The 16,913-nt window shown below is 65.7% G+C and carries 20 protein-coding genes and 1 pseudogene; 9 read left to right on the forward strand and 12 right to left on the reverse strand.

The features are described from left to right. The first annotated feature begins 61 nt into the window (after nt 1–61). Genes ACP159_RS10175 through arsC form a run of 3 tightly spaced genes read left to right on the forward strand, consistent with a single transcriptional unit; the run spans nt 62 to nt 1,790 of the window. Entirely contained in the window at nt 62–400 is a 339-nt protein-coding gene (locus ACP159_RS10175) for a DUF952 domain-containing protein (protein ID WP_425099574.1), read from the forward strand. Further along, nucleotides 397–1,455, forward strand: a complete 1,059-nt coding sequence (locus tag ACP159_RS10180; protein ID WP_425099575.1) for a quinone-dependent dihydroorotate dehydrogenase — start codon at nt 397–399, stop codon at nt 1,453–1,455. The genes ACP159_RS10175 and ACP159_RS10180 overlap by 4 nt, the downstream gene beginning before the upstream one ends. After that, nucleotides 1,452–1,790: an arsenate reductase (glutaredoxin) gene (gene arsC / locus ACP159_RS10185; RefSeq protein WP_425099576.1), complete on the forward strand. Its 339-nt coding sequence runs from the start codon at nt 1,452–1,454 to the stop codon at nt 1,788–1,790. Before ACP159_RS10180 ends, arsC begins: the two co-directional genes overlap by 4 nt. A 418-nt stretch (nt 1,791–2,208) precedes the next feature. Here the strand turns inward: arsC and ACP159_RS10190 are convergent, their stop codons facing one another. From ACP159_RS10190 to irrA, 8 genes and pseudogenes are all read right to left on the reverse strand, one after another. After that, on the reverse strand, nt 2,209–2,871 hold the full coding sequence (locus ACP159_RS10190; protein WP_425099577.1) for a phosphoribosylanthranilate isomerase: 663 nt from the start codon (nt 2,869–2,871) through the stop codon (nt 2,209–2,211). Nucleotides 2,872–2,944: 73 nt separating this feature from the next. Further along, a complete protein-coding gene (locus ACP159_RS10195; protein ID WP_425099578.1) occupies nt 2,945–3,301 on the reverse strand; it encodes a LapA family protein in 357 nt (118 codons plus the stop codon). A 10-nt stretch (nt 3,302–3,311) separates the two neighbouring features. After that, complete coding sequence (gene ihfB, locus ACP159_RS10200) at nt 3,312–3,593, reverse strand: integration host factor subunit beta (RefSeq protein WP_136439552.1); 282 nt, start codon at nt 3,591–3,593, stop codon at nt 3,312–3,314. A 276-nt stretch (nt 3,594–3,869) separates the two neighbouring features. After that, a complete protein-coding gene (locus ACP159_RS10205; RefSeq protein ID WP_425099579.1) occupies nt 3,870–4,538 on the reverse strand; it encodes a hypothetical protein in 669 nt (222 codons plus the stop codon). Between the two features lie 84 nt (nt 4,539–4,622). Beyond that, the gene (locus ACP159_RS10210) at nt 4,623–5,216 is read right to left on the reverse strand and encodes a glutathione S-transferase family protein (protein WP_425099580.1); all 594 of its coding nucleotides are present in this window, start codon (nt 5,214–5,216) and stop codon (nt 4,623–4,625) included. Nucleotides 5,217–5,397: 181 nt separating this feature from the next. Then, nucleotides 5,398–7,092: pseudogene (rpsA, locus tag ACP159_RS10215) on the reverse strand (30S ribosomal protein S1); the annotation flags it as partial. Between the two features lie 193 nt (nt 7,093–7,285). Continuing rightward, a complete protein-coding gene (locus tag ACP159_RS10220) occupies nt 7,286–7,924 on the reverse strand; it encodes an NAD(P)H-dependent oxidoreductase (protein WP_425099581.1) in 639 nt (212 codons plus the stop codon). 261 nt (nt 7,925–8,185) lie between these two features. Beyond that, nucleotides 8,186–8,614 carry an iron response transcriptional regulator IrrA gene (gene irrA / locus ACP159_RS10225; RefSeq protein ID WP_425099582.1) on the reverse strand — a complete coding sequence of 143 codons (429 nt, stop codon included), beginning with the start codon at nt 8,612–8,614 and terminating at the stop codon, nt 8,186–8,188. A 189-nt stretch (nt 8,615–8,803) separates the two neighbouring features. Here irrA and fabA point away from each other — a divergent pair, with 189 nt between their 5' ends. Next, nucleotides 8,804–9,313, forward strand: coding sequence for a bifunctional 3-hydroxydecanoyl-ACP dehydratase/trans-2-decenoyl-ACP isomerase (gene fabA / locus ACP159_RS10230; RefSeq protein WP_425099583.1), 510 nt, complete (start codon nt 8,804–8,806; stop codon nt 9,311–9,313). A 49-nt stretch (nt 9,314–9,362) separates the two neighbouring features. Here fabA and ACP159_RS10235 read toward each other — a convergent pair whose 3' ends face one another. Continuing rightward, a complete protein-coding gene (locus ACP159_RS10235) occupies nt 9,363–10,187 on the reverse strand; it encodes a hypothetical protein (protein WP_425099584.1) in 825 nt (274 codons plus the stop codon). 187 nt (nt 10,188–10,374) lie between these two features. Between ACP159_RS10235 and ACP159_RS10240 the strand changes: the two genes are divergently transcribed. Continuing rightward, nucleotides 10,375–11,082, forward strand: a complete 708-nt coding sequence (locus tag ACP159_RS10240) for a hypothetical protein (RefSeq protein WP_425099585.1) — start codon at nt 10,375–10,377, stop codon at nt 11,080–11,082. 67 nt (nt 11,083–11,149) lie between these two features. On the opposite strand, the gene ACP159_RS10245 is transcribed toward ACP159_RS10240, so the two are convergent. Together ACP159_RS10245 and ACP159_RS10250 are read right to left on the reverse strand one after the other, a co-directional pair. Then, the gene (locus tag ACP159_RS10245; protein ID WP_425099586.1) at nt 11,150–11,368 is read right to left on the reverse strand and encodes a hypothetical protein; all 219 of its coding nucleotides are present in this window, start codon (nt 11,366–11,368) and stop codon (nt 11,150–11,152) included. A gap of 126 nt (nt 11,369–11,494) precedes the next feature. Beyond that, on the reverse strand, nt 11,495–12,367 hold the full coding sequence (locus tag ACP159_RS10250; protein WP_425099587.1) for a sulfotransferase: 873 nt from the start codon (nt 12,365–12,367) through the stop codon (nt 11,495–11,497). Between the two features lie 148 nt (nt 12,368–12,515). On the opposite strand from ACP159_RS10250, the gene fabB reads away from it, so the two are divergent. Beyond that, nucleotides 12,516–13,745, forward strand: coding sequence for a beta-ketoacyl-ACP synthase I (gene fabB, locus ACP159_RS10255; RefSeq protein WP_425099589.1), 1,230 nt, complete (start codon nt 12,516–12,518; stop codon nt 13,743–13,745). A 55-nt stretch (nt 13,746–13,800) separates the two neighbouring features. Here the strand turns inward: fabB and ACP159_RS10260 are convergent, their stop codons facing one another. After that, complete coding sequence (locus tag ACP159_RS10260) at nt 13,801–14,838, reverse strand: Hint domain-containing protein (protein WP_425099590.1); 1,038 nt, start codon at nt 14,836–14,838, stop codon at nt 13,801–13,803. 232 nt (nt 14,839–15,070) lie between these two features. Between ACP159_RS10260 and ACP159_RS10265 the strand changes: the two genes are divergently transcribed. Genes ACP159_RS10265 through ACP159_RS10275 form a run of 3 tightly spaced genes read left to right on the forward strand, consistent with a single transcriptional unit; the run spans nt 15,071 to nt 16,913 of the window. Then, a complete protein-coding gene (locus ACP159_RS10265; protein WP_425099591.1) occupies nt 15,071–15,859 on the forward strand; it encodes an enoyl-ACP reductase FabI in 789 nt (262 codons plus the stop codon). Between the two features lie 21 nt (nt 15,860–15,880). Further along, on the forward strand, nt 15,881–16,192 hold the full coding sequence (locus ACP159_RS10270) for a hypothetical protein (protein WP_425099592.1): 312 nt from the start codon (nt 15,881–15,883) through the stop codon (nt 16,190–16,192). A 52-nt stretch (nt 16,193–16,244) separates the two neighbouring features. Beyond that, nucleotides 16,245–16,913, forward strand: a complete 669-nt coding sequence (locus ACP159_RS10275) for an FAD-binding oxidoreductase (RefSeq protein WP_425099594.1) — start codon at nt 16,245–16,247, stop codon at nt 16,911–16,913.

Raw genomic sequence — 16,913 nt, forward strand, 5'->3', positions numbered from 1 at the left:
TCCGGAAGGCTGGGGGCATCCGGCGCTTGACCCGCGGGTTCCGGCAGGGCAACAAGCGGGCATGCTGATTTACAAGATCCTCCGCGCCGACGAGTGGTCGGCCCTGCAAGCGCGCGGCGAGACCGCGGGCGCGCCCATCGACGTCGCCGACGGCTACGTGCATTTCTCCACCGCCGAACAGGCCCGCGAGACGGCGGCGAAGCATTTCGCCGGGGCGGAGGGGCTGCACCTGCTGGTGTATGACACCGAGACGATCGGCGAGGCGCTGGTCTGGGAGCCGTCCCGGGGCGGGCAGCTGTTCCCGCACCTCTACGCGCCGCTGCGGTATGACCGGATCGTGCGGCACATGCCCTTGCCGCTTGGCCCGGACGGCCATGTCTTCCCGGACGAGATCGCATGAGCGCGCTGGAGCAGATCGGCCTGCGCCTGCTGCGCGGCTGTGATCCGGAGCGGGCGCATGGGCTGGCCCTGAGTGCCCTGCGCAGCGGGCTGGCCCCTGCCCCCGGCCCGGTCAGCACGCCGCGCCTTCGGACCTCCGTTGCCGGGCTGGATCTGCCGAACCCGCTCGGCCTCGCCGCCGGGTTCGACAAGAACGCCACCGCCTTGCAGGGCCTGTCGAAGGCGGGCTTCGGCTTTGTCGAGGTTGGCGCGGCGACACCGCGTCCGCAGCCGGGCAACCCGAAACCGCGGCTGTTCCGCCTGACGGAGGACAGGGCCGCGATCAACCGTTTCGGCTTCAACAACGACGGCATGGAGGCGATCTGCGAGAGGCTGGCGCAGCGGCCGCGCGGCATGGTGCTCGGGCTCAACCTCGGCGCCAACAAGGACAGCGAGGACCGCGCGAAGGACTTTGCGAAAGTGCTGACCCATTGCGGCAAGCACGTGGATTTCGCCACGGTCAACGTCTCCTCCCCCAACACCGAGAAGCTGCGCGATCTGCAGGGCAAGGCTGCCCTGTCGGCGCTGCTCGACGGGGTCATGGAGGCCCGCGCCGGGCTGACCCGCCCGATCCCGGTATTCCTCAAGATCGCGCCCGATCTGGATGCGCAGGGCCTCGAAGACGTGGCGGAGGTGGCGCTTGCCTCGCGCGTGGCGGGCGTCATCGCCACGAACACCACCCTCTCCCGCGACGGGCTGCGCTCGAAGCACCGGGACGAGACCGGCGGCCTGTCGGGCCAGCCGCTGTTCGAGATGTCCACGCGGACGCTGGCGCGGCTGTACGATCTGACCGAGGGCAACTTGCCCCTGATCGGCGTCGGCGGCATCGGCTCGGCGGAGCAGGCCTATGCCAAGATCCGCGCCGGGGCCTCGGCGCTGCAGCTTTATACCGCGCTGGTCTATGGCGGCCTCAGCCTCGTGCCGGAGATTCTGGGCGGTCTGGAGCGGCTGCTCGCCCGGGACGGTTTCGAGACCGTCGCGCAGGCGGTGGGCACCGGCGTGGGGGAGTGGGCATGATCCTCTGGCACAACCCGCGCTGCTCGAAATCCCGTCAGGCGCTGGCGCTTCTGGACGCGCGCGGGGTGACGGTGACGGTGCGCAAGTACCTTGAAGACGCGCCCTCGCTGGAGGAGTTGCGGGCCGCGCAGGAGGCGCTCGGCCTGCCCGCCATCGGCATGATGCGCAGCGGGGAAGCGGCGTTTCGGGAGATGGGACTGAGCAAGACAGACAGCGACGCCACGCTCCTCGCCGCCATGGCCCAGGAACCGAAGCTGATCGAGCGGCCGGTGCTGTTTGCCGGGGGCAAGGCGGTCATCGGCCGCCCGCCGGAGTGCGTTCTGGAGTTGCTCTGACCCCTTACAGCGTTTCTGGTTCAACCTGAAACATCGAGAGGCACGCATGTCCCGGGAATACGAAGTATGGCAGGGCATGCGCGCCCCAAGTTCAACAAGAAACGCTTTAGCGTCCCGCCTTTTCCCCGAATACCCCTGCGACACAAATGTCCCGACAGCACCGCAGGTGCGACAGGGTAATTGTGGCTCACAGTCAAGGTGGGGCGCTACAGCGTCCCGCCTTTTCCGCGAATACCCCTGCGACACGAATGTCCCGATAGCACCGCAGGTGCGACAGGGTATTTGTGGCTCCGGTTCAAGGCGGGGCGCTTCTGGGTTTCTTCTTGGCAAAAATACCCGAATACAACGGCGGGTTCCGATCCCGGTCCCTTCCGGCGACACCGACAGACCGTAGGGCGGGGCTGTGCCCCGCTCCCGCTCAGAGCAGGGGCACCGCTTTCGCCCCCTGCGCCGCCGCCACGAAGCGCCGGATCAGCGCCGCGTCCTTGATCCCCGGCGCAATTTCCACCGCCGACGCCAGGTCCACCTGCCGCGCCCCGGTCATGCCGATGGCGGTGGCGACGTTGTCCACGGTCAGCCCGCCCGCAAGCATCCAGGGCCGGGCCCAGCGGCGTCCGGCGATCAGCCGCCAGTCGAACGGCAGGCCATTGCCGCCGGGCAGCACCGCGCCCTTCGGGGCCTTGGTGTCGATCAGCAGCTGGTCCGCCACCCCGGCATAGGCGTCGATCTTCGGCAGGTCTTCCGCCGTGCCGATCCCCAGCGCCTTCATCACCGGCAGGCCGTAGCGCGCCCGCACCGCGGCCACCCGGTCCGGGCTTTCCGCGCCGTGCAGCTGGATCATGTCGAGCGGCACCACGTTCGTGATCTCGTCCAGCAGCGCGTCATCGGGATCGACCACCAGCACCACCTTCGCCATGCCGACAGGTGCGCATGCCGCGAGGTCGCGGGCCCGCGCCGGGGTCACGGACCGCGGGCTTTTCGGGAAGAAGTTCAGCCCGATGTAGGCCACGCCCGCCTCGGCGCAGGCCTCCACGTCCGCCTCCCGCGTGATGCCGCAAATCTTGACCCGCACGTCCGCCATCTGTGGCTCTCCCCTGAGTTTGAAACGAAAACGGGGGCGCGCGGCCCCCGATCCCTGCAGACCTGCGCCCGGATCAGGCCTGGTCCAGCAGCGCCAGGACCTCGTCCTTGTCCTTGTCGCGCTCGGCCTGCGTCTTTTTCAGCTCGCGTTCGAGGTGGCGCACCTCGGTCTTCTTGCGGCTGGCCTCAGCGCGGTGCTTGTGCTCGCGGAACCATTCCCAGACGAAGCCGATCAGCAGGCCCGCGATGATCCCGCCGAAGATCACGAGGAACAAGGGCAGTTCCACCGTGTAATCCACCACCCCCGCACCCGGAATGGCACGCATGCCTTCCGGCAGGGTGTTGAGGACGACGCTCCCGCGGTTGGCGAGGGCCAGCGTCACCAGCACGATGGCCAGCGCCGCGAGAAGGGCATAGCGAATGTACCGCATCCTTATCCTTTTACTTTCCGTTCAGCCGGTCGCGCAGCAGCTTGCCGGTCTTGAAGAAAGGCACGTGCTTTTCCTCGACCTGGACCGACTCGCCGGTGCGCGGGTTGCGCCCGACGCGGGCGTCGCGCTTCTTGACCGAGAAGGCCCCGAAGCCCCGGAGTTCGACCCGGTCGCCCCGGGCCATTGCATTGGTGATCTCTTCGAAGATCGTGTTCACGATCCGCTCCACATCCCTCTGATACAGATGCGGATTGTCGTCGGCAATCTTCTGGATCAACTCGGACCTGATCATGAGTACGCATCCCCCTGTTGCGCTTTCCTGCGCTTTGTTATGAACGCCATTCACTCTGGACTATACCGCCGCCAAATCAATTACGAAACTGGCGTTTTCTCGGAAAAGCCAAGATTTGCAGCAGTTTGCGACTTTCCGCCGCTGCCGCCGCGGGTAAATCTCCCCGCCATCCTGCGCAGCATGTGGCGGTGGCCGCATGGTCATGGCAACGATTCGGGGCGGATTCGGGCCTCAACCTGACGCGACGGCAGGTCCGCGCGGCCGGGTTCGCGGGCGTCAGACGCCGCGCCGCCGCACGCCAAGACCGAGGCCACCCAGGCCGAGCAACAGCAGCGCTCCGCCCGCCGGGAGCGGCACGGCGGAGGGCGCGGTGGTCACGATGATCTCGATATTGTCATAGATGACCGAGGCCCCGCTCGACAGGCTGTTGGCGGTGAAGAAGCCAAACCGCAGGGTGTCCGCGCCGTCGGTGAAATCCGCAAACGTGCCGTTCGCCACACCGCCCGCGCCGATTCCGGGGATGTTGGCCGAGAGCAGCCCGTCCACGTCCAGCGTCTTCCATCCGCCGGTAAAGCCGGTGAGCTGGTAATTGATGAAATAGGAACCGCCCTGCTCGATGATCAGACCAAAGGCGTGCTGCCGGTTCTGGACGTTGTAGTCGATCTGGAAATCCACCGACACGATGCTTTCCCCAAGCGGCGTCAGGCTGGCGCCGCTGAGGAAATGGCCGGTGTAGGTGGTCGAATTGGTCGTGGTGGTCACCCCGTAAGTGCCGCCGCTGACGGCGGTCGCTTGCCCGCCCACCGGACCAACGGCGGCCTCGGCGATCATGCTGCCGGGCAGGAAATCGGTTTCGGTGAAGGTATAGGTTGCGGCTTCGGCCAGCGTGCCTAGGGTCAGAACCGCAGCGGTCAGGCCAAGGGTCTTGAGTTCGGAAATACTCATGAAAATGTCTCTGGATCGTGGTGTCCGGCGCACAATAGCGGCACGCCGAAGCCGATCAAACAGAAAACACCGCCGCGCCGGGGGTCATGGCTTTGGAAAGAAGCCCTCGGGCCTGCGCATCTGCGGCAGCGCTCGCATGGTGTCGATCCAGCGTGACATGGCCGCACCGGGAACCATGCCCGCCTCCTCCACCCATTGGACATAGCCCCAGATCGCGCAATCGCCGATGCCCGGTTTATCCCCGTGGAAGAACGGGCCATTCCCGAGCAGCCGGTCAAAATTGTCCCGGTCGATCTCGAAGCGTTTGGTGAGCCAGTCCACCACATCCGGCTTGAGCCCGCCGCCCTTGAGTTGCGGCAGGCACAGGCCGATGCGGTTCGCCTCCCACATCAGCAGGCTGCGGCCTTTTTGCAGATCGTGGGACAAAGCCTCGAAACGGTCGGCCAGCGCCATCAGGATCGCGCCGGACTGGAAAAACGCACTCCCGTCCATGACCATGACGGGCACCTCCCCCAGCGGGGCGACGGCCTGAAACTCCGGCTGGCGTTCATTGCGCGGCAGGTTGATGTCCACGAAAACCGTCCGGTGCGGCGCGCCGCTCAGGGCCAGCGCCAGCGCGGCCTTGCAGGCGTGGCCGCTCTCGGGAGAGCCGTAGAGGAGGATTTCGGCGTCGGACATGGGTGTTTCCTTCACAAGACCCGGGGATCGGTCCGAAAGGCGTAGCGAGGCACCTGCCCCGCGACAAGCGACTTGTCCTGATGGGCCTCATCACCCGGCGCGATGAGGCACCGGAAAAACGAAAAAGGCCCCGGACGCGATGCCGGGGCCTTCCTCAGATGTCAGATCGCTCTCGCGTGGCTCAGTTGTTCTTGAGCGCCGCGCCGAGGATGTCGCCGAGCGATGCGCCGCTGTCGGACGAGCCGTACTGTTCCACGGCTTCCTTCTCTTCGGCGATCTCGCGGGCCTTGATCGACAGGCCGAGACGCCGGGTCTTGGAGTCGATGTTGGTCACGCGCACGTCGACATGGTCACCGACCGAGAAGCGCTCGGGGCGCTGCTCTGCGCGGTCACGCGACAGGTCGGAGCGGCGGATGAAGGACTTCATGCCTTCGTATTCCACCTCGATGCCGCCGTCTTCGATCGCGGTCACTTCGACGGTGACGATCGAGCCGCGCTTCACGCCGCCGGTCGCATCCGCGAACTTGTCACCGCCCAGCGCCTTGATGGAGAGCGAGATGCGCTCCTTCTCGACGTCGACCTCGGAGACCACCGCCTGCACGATGTCGCCCTTGCGGTATTCCTGGATGGCTTCCTCGCCGCGCTGATCCCAGCTGAGGTCGGAGAGGTGCACCATGCCGTCGATCTCGCCGTCGAGGCCGATGAACAGACCGAATTCGGTGATGTTCTTGACTTCGCCTTCGACCTGGGTGCCTTCCGGGTGGGTCTCCGCGAAGACTTCCCACGGGTTGCGCTGGGTCTGCTTGAGGCCGAGGGACACGCGGCGCTTGGCACCGTCGATTTCCAGAACCATGACGTCCACTTCCTGGGAGGTGGAGACGATCTTGCCCGGGTGCACGTTCTTCTTGGTCCAGGACATCTCGGAGACGTGGACCAGGCCTTCGACACCGGCTTCGAGTTCGACGAACGCACCGTAATCGGTGATGTTCGTGACGCGGCCCTGGTGCACGGAGCCCAGCGGGTACTTGGCGCCAACCAGATCCCACGGATCTTCCTGCAGCTGCTTCATGCCGAGGGAGATACGGTGGGTGTCCTTGTTGATCTTGATGACCTGAACCTTCACGGTCTCGCCGATCGACAGGATCTCGGACGGGTGGTTGACACGGCGCCATGCCATGTCGGTCACGTGCAGCAGGCCATCGACGCCGCCGAGGTCGACGAATGCGCCGTACTCGGTGATGTTCTTGACCACGCCGTCAACGGCCTGACCCTCGGTGAGGTTCGAGATGACCTCGGCACGCTGCTCGGCGCGCGATTCTTCGAGAATCGCCCGGCGGGAGACAACGATGTTGCCCCGGCGGCGGTCCATCTTGAGGATCTGGAACGGCTGCTTGAGACCCATGAGCGGGCCGGCGTCACGCACCGGGCGCACGTCGACCTGGGAGCCGGGCAGGAAGGCCACCGCGCCGCCGAGGTCGACGGTGAAGCCACCCTTGACGCGGCCGAAGATCGCGCCTTCGACGCGGGCGTCGTCTGCGTAGGCCTTTTCCAGGCGGTCCCAGGCTTCCTCGCGGCGGGCCATCTCGCGGGAGATGACGGCTTCGCCACGGGCGTTCTCGGCGGCGCGAAGGAAGACTTCGACTTCGTCGCCAACGGAGATTTCCGGGGCTTCACCGGGGTTTGCGAATTCTTTCAGATCAACGCGGCCTTCCATCTTGTAGCCCACGTCGATGATGGCCTGGCCCGCTTCGATCGCGATGACCTTGCCCTTGACGACAGTGCCCTCATCGGGCGTGTCCATTTCGAGGCTCTCGTTCAGGAGGGCTTCGAATTCTTCCATTGTTGCGTTTGCCATGTGGCGTTTCATTCCTTTTTCAACGGTTTTCTGGCCATGCGGTTGTCTCCGCCGGTCTTGACGTTTGGTCGGCCGGGTCGCCGCAAAACAAAGAGGGCCGGATGGTCCCGACCCTGCTCGCTCGTTTGTCCTGCGGTGTTTTCACCTTACCCGACAGGCGGCTCTATAGCGAAGAGCCCCCTGTCAGGCAAGTCTTAAACGGGTTTTGCGGTGCTCAGGCGACCTCGGTGACGAAATCCGCGCGCGGCTTGCGCACTTTCTTCATGTTCACCAGCCAGTCGTTTTCCTCCTCGCGGTAGCCCAGCGGCAGGAGGATGACCGAGTGCAGGCCCTTTTCCTTCAGCCCGAGGATCGCGTCCACTTTGTCCGGATCGAAGCCTTCCATCGGGGTGCTGTCCACTTCCAGTTCGGCGGCCGCGGCCAGCGCGAAGCCCAGCCCGATGTAGGCCTGATGCGCGGCATGGGCGTGGTTCGTTGCGGCGTCGCGCGGCAGGTAGAGTGATTTCAGGCGCTCGTAGTAGGCGGACAGCGTCTCGCTCTTGCCGCGCTCGGCCTCCATGTGGCGCACCACGTCGTCGATGCGCTCCTCGGAGTAGTTGTCCCATGCGGCGAAGACCAGCAGGTGCGAGCCGTCGGTGATCTGGGTCTGGCCGTTGGCGGCTTCCCTGATCTTCTCGCGCACCTCGGGGTTGGTCACGACGAAGAGGCGGAACGGCTGGGTGCCGGAGGAGGTCGGCGCCATGCGGACGGCCTCGACGATCTGGTCGACCTTCTCCTGCGGCACGGGGCGGGAGGGGTCCATCTTCTTGGTGGCGTAGCGCCAGCCGAGTTTGTCGAAAAGTGTGGTGGTCATGGGACGTGTCCTTGTCCGTGAGTGATGTCTTCGGACAGGGGACCTATGCTCTTCACGGACCGCCACAAGGCGCGGGGCCTGTGCGATTTTGCATGGCGGCCCTGCATCCCTGCGCCCCTTGCCATCGCGGCGGCGGCGACCAGGGCTTTGCCCGACACGCTCGGCCGCCCTCCCCCGCGATCGCGCGAAGTCAAGCGCCCGCGCTGCCCGAGATGGCAGGACGGACCGGGCCGAAGCCCTCACGCTGTTTTGGATCAGGGGTCAGGAGCCGCCGGACTTCCTGCGCAGACGGATCACCACGTCGACGGAGGCGATTTCCATGCCGTCCGGGGCTTCCGGCAGGCGGACGATTTCCAGCTGCTCCGCCGGGGCATCGGAGAGCCGCGCATCGTCTTCCCAGAAGAAATGCGGGTGGTCGTGGGTGTTGGTGTCGAAGTAGCTCTTGGAGCCGTCGACGGTGACTTCCTGCATCAGCCCGGCATCGCAGAACGCCTTGAGCGTGTTGTAGACCGTGGCGAGCGACACGCTCTCCCCGGCCTTGCGCGCGGCGTCGAACAGCCCTTCGGCGGTGACATGGCGATCCCGACCGTCCCCGACCAGCAGGGCCGCCAGCGCCACACGCTGCCGCGTCGGACGCAGATCCGATCTGCTCAGCCATTTCTGACCGCGATCTACCGCCTGCTGCATCATGCCTGTGGCTCCCTCCGCCTCGAGTTCCACCCTATATAATGTATCCCGGGGTCCGATTTCAAACGGATTTGCCTGCATTTACGGCGAAACCGCCGGGAACGCGCCCCCTTGCATGGCGTGAGTTCAGGGTGATAGTGGGGGCCGGACCTTTGGAAATGCCACGAAAACCACATGGGGAGCCTGACCGACATGGCCGATTTTCCGACCAGCTTCAGCAAGGAAGACCTTCTGAAATGCGCCGCGGGCGAGCTTTTCGGCCCGGGCAATGCCCAGCTTCCGGCGCCTCCGATGCTGATGATGGACCGTATCACGGACATTTCCGGCGATGGCGGGGCACATGGCAAGGGCCATGTGATCGCGGAGTTCGACATCACGCCGGACCTGTGGTTCTTCGAGTGCCACTTCCCCGGCAACCCGATCATGCCCGGCTGTCTCGGCCTCGACGGGCTGTGGCAGCTGACCGGCTTCAACCTTGGCTGGCGCGGCTGGCAGGGCCGCGGCTATGCGCTGGGGGTCGGTGAGGTGAAGCTGACCGGCATGGTGCGCCCGGACCGCAAGATGCTGACCTACAAGATCGACTTCACCAAGGCGATCCAGACCCGCCGCCTGACCATGGGCGTCGCCGATGGCATCGTCGAGGCGGACGGCGAGGTGATCTACCAGGTCAAGGACATGAAGGTGGCGCTCAGCGAGAGCTGAGCCGTTTTCCCGGGGGGCGGCGGATGGTGCCATGACGGACCGCCGCCTCTCAGGTCCGCTCCGAAGCGCCCCTTGCCTCGGCCAGCATCGCCGCGCCGAAGAAGATCAGCAGACTGGACTGGAAGGCCATTTCCGGCGCGAAGAGGCCGTGGTAGCCGTCGATCCAGCCGTCATCGAGCATGTACTCGATGCTCGCGCCCATGAAGCAGACCGCGATCCCGAGGCAACAGACGTTGCGCAGCGTCCAGAACGAGGGCACCGCGCCCTGATAGCCGTAGCGCCGGGCGTTCTGCACCAGTTCGATGGGCTGCCAGTCGAAGCACAGCAGCATCAGCAGGAACGACAGGACGACGCTCGCCCCGAGGTGGATCTCGTTGGCGCTCAGGTGCAATCCGGCAAAGGCGAACTGCAGGTGATGCATGACGCCGATGGTTTCGGGGTGGGCATAATCGAAGTGATAGAAGGTGACGCCGGTGTAATCCCCCCGGGCACAGCCGTCGCCCGCAATCGGGAACACCGCCATCAGAACGACCATCACCGCCGCAGTCCGGTAGACCAGCTTGCGCACACCGGAGGCCGGTTGCAGCAGGGCCATGGTGAAGGCGATGGCCATCAGCCAGCCCACCAGCATGTTCCCGGCAATCGGCACGTAGTAGTAATGGCTGAGCGAGCTCATGCTGCAGACCGCGAGCACCGCCGACAGGGCGACCATCACCACGGGCAGGGCGATGCACAGCGTGCCAAGCACGGTCAGCACATGCGACTGCGTCAGCACGATGGTGGGAGAGGCCTGGCCGGCACCGTGGAACGCCCGCGCGCCCCAGCTGTCGCTGTCGTGATGGCCTTCGGCCCGTTGATTCTGAATCCGGAACATCATGCTTCGCACCCTGGGCGCGGAAATGGGCCAAACCGGGGCGGAACGCGGGCGTTCGCGCGACATCCCGCGGTTTGCACCAAGCGCCCGGCGCGCCGCCGGTTTGACGTCCGCGCCCTATTGACGTAACGTAAACAGACGATTTCCTGCCCACCGCGATTTTTCAGCCAGATTTTTGGAGTCCGTCATGTCGACCACGTTGACCCTCATCCGTACTGCCCTGATCGCCCTCACCCCGGCCCTTGCCATCCTCGCCAGCCCGGCTGCACAGGCCGCCACCCATGTCATCCTGATCGGCGATGACGACGGCTTTGGCGGCACCCACGGGGCCGTCGCCGCACCCGGCGCGAGCTACAGCAACGCCGCCGCCGCATCCCTCGGCACCATCGCGCCGGGCACCTACCTGAACGAGGCAGGGCTCGACGTGAACACGGAACTGCCCTGGGCGGTCTACAATTTCGTCTTCACCTTTGCCTATGACCTGACGGGGTTCGGCCCGGTGACCGATGCGGTGATCGACATCCAGCACGGCTCGCTCGGCAAGCGCTCCTCGGGATCGCCGGGTTACGGCTATGCCGTCGTCACCGGCAGCACCGGCGGGCCGGACGTGGGCCTCGGCGATTTCTACGGCGCCATGACCGGGTCCGCGGGCAGCCTGGTCGAGGAAACCGTGAAGTTGAGCAGTTTCACCGTCACCGGCCTGCTGGGCGGCGGCGGCTCCGGCCTCCTGACGCTCACGATCGACGGCAGCGGGATCAGCCCGAATCCCGAGGACCTGTTTGCCATCGACTATGCCCGCCTGACGATCCAGACCGCCAACGTGCCGCTCCCGGCGACGGCCGGGCTGCTGCTGCTGGCGTTGGGTGGCCTGCGCTGGTCGCGCCGCTGGGTCTGAGCCGTCCCGCACGCGAACAGCCCCGGCTGGGCGGCCGGGGCTGTGGGTAAGGGTCTCGGATGCCCTGTCAGAGGATGAAATCGAATCCGTCGGTGAAATCCGGCGGCACGTTGCCATCCCAATGCGTGTCCGTGGCCTGCACGTCGCGCGCCTGCATTTCCTGATCGAACGCCATGTAGGCGCCGATGTCCTTGTTCAACTGGGTCCAGGTGTCGTCATAGGTCGTCTTGTCCGTGCCGCCACGGGTGGTGATGAACTGGAAGCCGATGTCGCAGTCTTCAGCCATGGGTCCGTCCTCCTGATTGCGCCCCGTGATCCTGTGGGTCGGGGCTGGTGAAATCATGGGGACAGGATACGCCTCTTACGTTGCGTCAACAGTCCGGAATACCTCCTTAAGGTATTCCATGCCTTTTCAGGCCGCCCAGCTGTCCGGAACCGCCGCCCCGAACCTCTCCCGGCAGAAGACGTATTGCGGGGCAAGCCGGTCTTGCAGCGCCTCGGCGAGCCCTTCGGGCATGGCGGTCTTCACCCGGGTTTCGTTGTGCCTTTCCTTGGGGTTGCCCGGCGCGAAGGTCAGCCCGGCAAACTGGCAGAGTGCCGTGAGGCTGGCCTCCCCGAACAGCGACTCGTAGAACAGGCAGAGCCGCTCTTGCGGGGCAAAGACCTGCTCCATCGCCGTGACGATCCCGGCATAATCCGCCCGCGCGGCCAGCGGCGCAGAGACAATCGCCTCGCGCCAGCGCTGCCCGATGGCGTTGGCCGGGTTCACCTGCTCAAGGTGCCGCAGCTGCGACCACATCCGCGCCACCGGATCACGCATGACGAAAAGCACGCGCAGGCGCACGTCCTGTGACTGCGCGAAGCGTTTGATTTCCTTGAAGCCCTCCACCCCGATGGCCGAATAGCCAGGGGTGATGTCGCAGAACGCCCGGGTTTCCGGACCGCAAAGCCGCGCGAAATGGCCGAAATAGGCGTTCTCGTCATAGCCCATCTGCACCCGGTCGACGCTGGCCCGATAGGTCGGGCTGTCCAAAGCCTCCCCGCCCTGCTCCAGATGCCATTTGAGCCGCATCCGCGCCATGCCTTCCATGTCGCCCAATGCCGCCTCGGGGTATCTGGTATCGAAGAAATGCACCTCCTTGAGCGGCGAGACCACCGCGCCTGCAAGGCCTCCGAGATAATGATGGAGCCAGCTCGTCCCGCATTTCGCCGCGCCGATGCAGAGGAAGAAGGTCTTGCCGTCCAGTTCGGACCAGCGGCGGAGAGGGCGGGACGCGCTCTGCATGGTTTTCCCTTCGCTCCGCGCCGGAAATCAGGGCGGTTGCCCGGTCAGAATGCCACGCCCCCTGCCCCGGCTCAACGCAAACCCTATTGCCTTGCACGCCCCCGCCCCCATGCCCTAGACAGGACCCAACAAAACGAAGGGAGGCCCTATGCGCCGCGTCGTCGTCACAGGTCTGGGGGTCGTGTCCTCCATCGGGAACAATGCCGAGGAGGTGCTCGCCTCCCTGAAGGCCGGGAAATCCGGCATCACCGCCAATGAGGCGATGAAGGAGCACGGCTTCCGCAGCCAGATCGCCGGGGACATCAAGCTCAACGTCGCCGACCATATCGACAAGCGCACGCTGCGGTTCATGGGTCCGGGCGCGGCCTATGCCTATATCGCCATGGATCAGGCGATCAAGGACTCGGGGCTTGAAGCGTCGGATGTCGTCAACCCGCGCACCGGGCTTGTGGCGGGCAGCGGCGGGCCGTCGACCTCCGCCATGCTGACTGCGCATCAGACCGTGCTGAGCACCGGCGCGACGAAGCGGATCGGGCCGTTCGCCGTGCCGAAGTGCATGTGCTCGACCGTCTCCGCGAACCTCGCGACGGCGTATCAGATCAAGGGCATCAACTACTCGATCACCTCCGCCTGCTCGACCTCGCTGCACTGCATCGGCAACGCGGCGGAACAGATCATGCTCGGCAAGCAGGACGTGATGTTCGCGGGCGGCGGCGAGGAACTGGACTGGACGCTGTCCTGCCTGTTCGACGCCATGGGCGCGATGTCCTCGAAGTACAACGACACGCCGGAGAAGGCCTCGCGGGCGTTTGACGCCAACCGCGACGGGTTCGTGATCGGCGGCGGCGGCGGGATCGTCGTGCTGGAGGAACTCTCGCACGCGCTGGCGCGGGGCGCGAAGATCTACGCCGAAGTCACCGGCTATGGCGCGACGTCTGATGGCGCGGACATGGTGGCCCCGTCCGGCGAAGGCGGCGAGCGGGCGATGAAGGTTGCGCTTTCCACGCTGCCGGAAGGCCGCAAGGTCAGCTACATCAACGCGCATGGCACCTCGACGCCGGTGGGCGATGTCGGCGAGATCGAAGCGGTGCGCCGGGTGTTCGGAGACGGCTCCACGCCGCCGGTGTCCTCGACCAAGTCGATGACCGGGCACTCGCAGGGGGCCACAGGCGCACAGGAGGCGATCTACTGCCTCTTGGCGCTGGAGCATGACTTCATCATCCCCTCGATCAACGTCGAAACGCTGGACCCGGCGTTGAAGCCCGAAGAAATCGCCACGGTGCGGGTGGACAACGCGGGGCTGGACTCGGTGATGACCAACTCCTTCGGCTTTGGCGGCACCAACGGCTCGATGATCCTGTCGAGGTTCAACGACTGAGGTCGCCCGGGCCTGCACGCGATTCGTCCCGTGCTGCCGCAGGACCGTATGCGCCTCACTCGAACAGGCGTCTGGCATTCTTCGAATGCCGGGCAACCAGTTGTTTCGCCGCATTGCCGCGCACCAACGGACGCGCAATCGTGGCCTCCGTCTCCGGCGCGGCGAGCCGCAGATCAGGACCGGGCACCCCCCCGGTCCGGGTCTTGCGTACCTCGCCGCCCAGAAACAGGCTTTCGACCCAGGCGCCGTTGGCGAGGATGATCTCGTGCCTGTCCAATAGCAGGTGGTGGAAGGAAACCGCAGCAATCCTGTCGCACAGGGCAATGCCGTCATAGCGCAGCAGGTTGACCGCCGGCACCAGAACCTCGCTCTCGGCGAACATGCGTTTCGCTATGCGTGATCGCACGAGGATGCGGTGTTGCCGCGAGACCAGCAGGTCCCGGCCCGGGCGGGCCTGTCCCAGACCGCTCGCCGGGATGCGCACCGGGCGGACTTCGGGATTGCGGATGAGGTCCAGCGGGCCGAAGCGCTGCACGCCAACCCAGCGGATCTCCTGAAGCCCGTTGTCCCGAGTGCGGACCTGGTCGCCGGGCTCCAGCTCCTCGACAGGTCTGACCTTGCCCCCGGCGACCCCGATCTTCGTCCCGGCGCAGAGGCAGACCACCTGAACGGCGTTGTTCGTGGTCCCGATGACCGCAGCATCGTTTCCGGCGACATGCTGAAGGGTTCCGGTGTTGATCGCCTGAACGTTGAAATCTCCGTAGCTGTCGTTGGGCAGCACGAAATATCGCGTCACGGCACCGCTGGTCAGGGTCAGGAACATCACGTCGAGGTTGCTCTCGCTGCCGGGGCCGAAGCCCGTGCTCGACCCGTCGCCCAGCTGGAACGTCCCGGCGCTTCCCGGTTCCTGGATGTACGAGACCGTGTAGGTGGTGCCGCCGAAGGTGATCAGGTCCCCCTCGTCGAATTCGCCGTCGTCCAGATCGGTGGAGACAGCGCCATCGACGACGCCCACGAGACCCCCGTTCGCCTTGGAATAGGTCGTGTTCGCAGCGAGGCTCGTCACTTCCAGAAGGTCGTAAATGGTTGCCATGTCCAAGCGTCTTTAGAGGCAGTCATCCCTTGTCCGGCCAACATGCTGCCGTGCCCCCCCCGGTGTCCGGCGGGCAGAAGGCGTCGGGAGCGGGCATTCGGAGTTACCGATAGCCCCGATTGCTTGAGAATTCGTTGCCTGGCCTCCGCGTCCGCCCGGCATGTTTCTCAGGACATTGTCTTGACCAATTGTCGCAATCCGTTCAGGTAAACCCAAAACGCCGGAGGGGCACATGACGATTTCACTGAACGGCAAACGCGGCCTGATCATGGGCGTGGCGAACGAGCGCTCCATCGCCTGGGGCATTGCCAGGGCCTGTGCCGAGGCCGGAGCCGAGCTGGCGTTTACCTATCAGGGGGAAGCCTTCGGCAAGCGGCTGGAGCCGCTGGCGGCCTCCGTCGGGTCCGACTTCATGGTCGACGTGGACGTGACCGACGATGCCTCGCTCGATGCGGCGTTCGAGGCGTTGGGGCAGCGGTGGGACCGGCTGGATTTCGTTGTGCACGCCATCGCCTTCTCGGACAAGACCGAGTTGCAGGGCCGCATCCTCAACACCTCCCGCGCCAATTTCAAGAACTCGCTTGATATCTCCTGTTTCAGCTTCATCGACATCGCCCGCCGGGCGCATCCCCTGATGACCGCAGGCGGCACGCTGCTGACGCTGACCTACATGGGCTCGACCCGCGTGACGCCGAATTACAACGTGATGGGCGTGGCGAAGGCTGCTTTGGAGTCTGCCACCCGCTATCTCGCCAATGACCTCGGCCGCGACGGAATCCGCGTCAACGCCATCTCTCCCGGTCCGATGAAAACCCTTGCGGGCGCGGCCATCGGCGGGGCGCGGCGGACCTACAAGCACACGGACGAGAATGCGCCTCTGGGCAGCAATGCCACGCTGGAGGCCGTGGGTGGCACCGCTGTCTGGCTGATCTCCGACGCGGGCGCCTGCACCACGGGCGAGATCGTCCGGGTGGACGGCGGCTACCACGTCCTCGGCATGCCGCAGTACGACAACCTCTGACCTGATCCGAAAGGAAACGCCATGCTCCGCCTGACCCTCACCGCCCTGACCGCCCTCGCGCTCACCGGCTGCACCGAAGGTCCGGCGGGCGGGTCGTCTCCTGCCACCGCCGCCGCCTCCGGCCTGGCCCGGCAACTGACACCCGGCATGACCGAAGAGCAGGTCTTCACCATCGCCGGGACAGAGGCGGGTTACGAGCGCAACCCGGACAATTGGGATCAGGCCTGCCTGAGCTATGGCAGCGAAGGGTCCTACACCCATGCGACCTTCGAGAATGGCGTGCTGCTGAGCGCCAGCGACGGGCACGCGACGCTCTGCACCTACGGCGGCTGACGGAACCGCGTTGCGGGCCCCGCGTTCTCCCTGCAAACGACAGGAGACCGCAATGACCCATACGCTGACGCTGCAATCGCGCGACAAGATCACCCACGACGTCAACCGTTTCGTTTTCGACAAGCCCGAGGGCTTCGATTTCACCCCCGGACAGGCGACCGACCTCGCCCTGGACCGGGACGGCTGGCGGGAGGAAAAACGCCCCTTCACCTTTACCAGCCTGCCGCAGGAAGACCGGCTGGAGTTCACCATCAAGTCCTACCCGGCGCACGACGGCGTGACCAGGCAAATCGCGTCTCTGGAGCCCGGGGAGCGGGTTCTGATCGAGGACCCCTGGGGCGCGATCGAGGACAAGGGCGACGGCACCTTCATCGCCGGTGGCGCCGGGGTGACGCCGTTCATTTCCATCCTCAGGGCCAAGCTGGCGGACAAGGGGACGCTGGACGGCAACACGCTGGTGTTCTCGAACCAGAGCGAGGCGGACATCATCCTGCGTGACGAGTTCGAGGGCATGCCGGGGCTGCGGACCTTTTACACGGTCACGGACGAACCGCAGAGCGATCTGGCCCGCGGCATGATCGACGCGGATATGCTCAAGGGGCTGGTCGGCGACGGCCCCTGCTACGTCTGCGGTCCCGATCCGATGATCGAGGCCATGCAGACGGCGCTGGACGAGATCGGCGTGCCGGAGCGGCGCATCGTCACCGAGGACTTCGGCTGA

The sequence above is a fragment of the Tropicibacter sp. S64 genome, from assembly GCF_049803835.1.
Taxonomy (GTDB): Bacteria; Pseudomonadota; Alphaproteobacteria; order Rhodobacterales; family Rhodobacteraceae; genus Pacificoceanicola.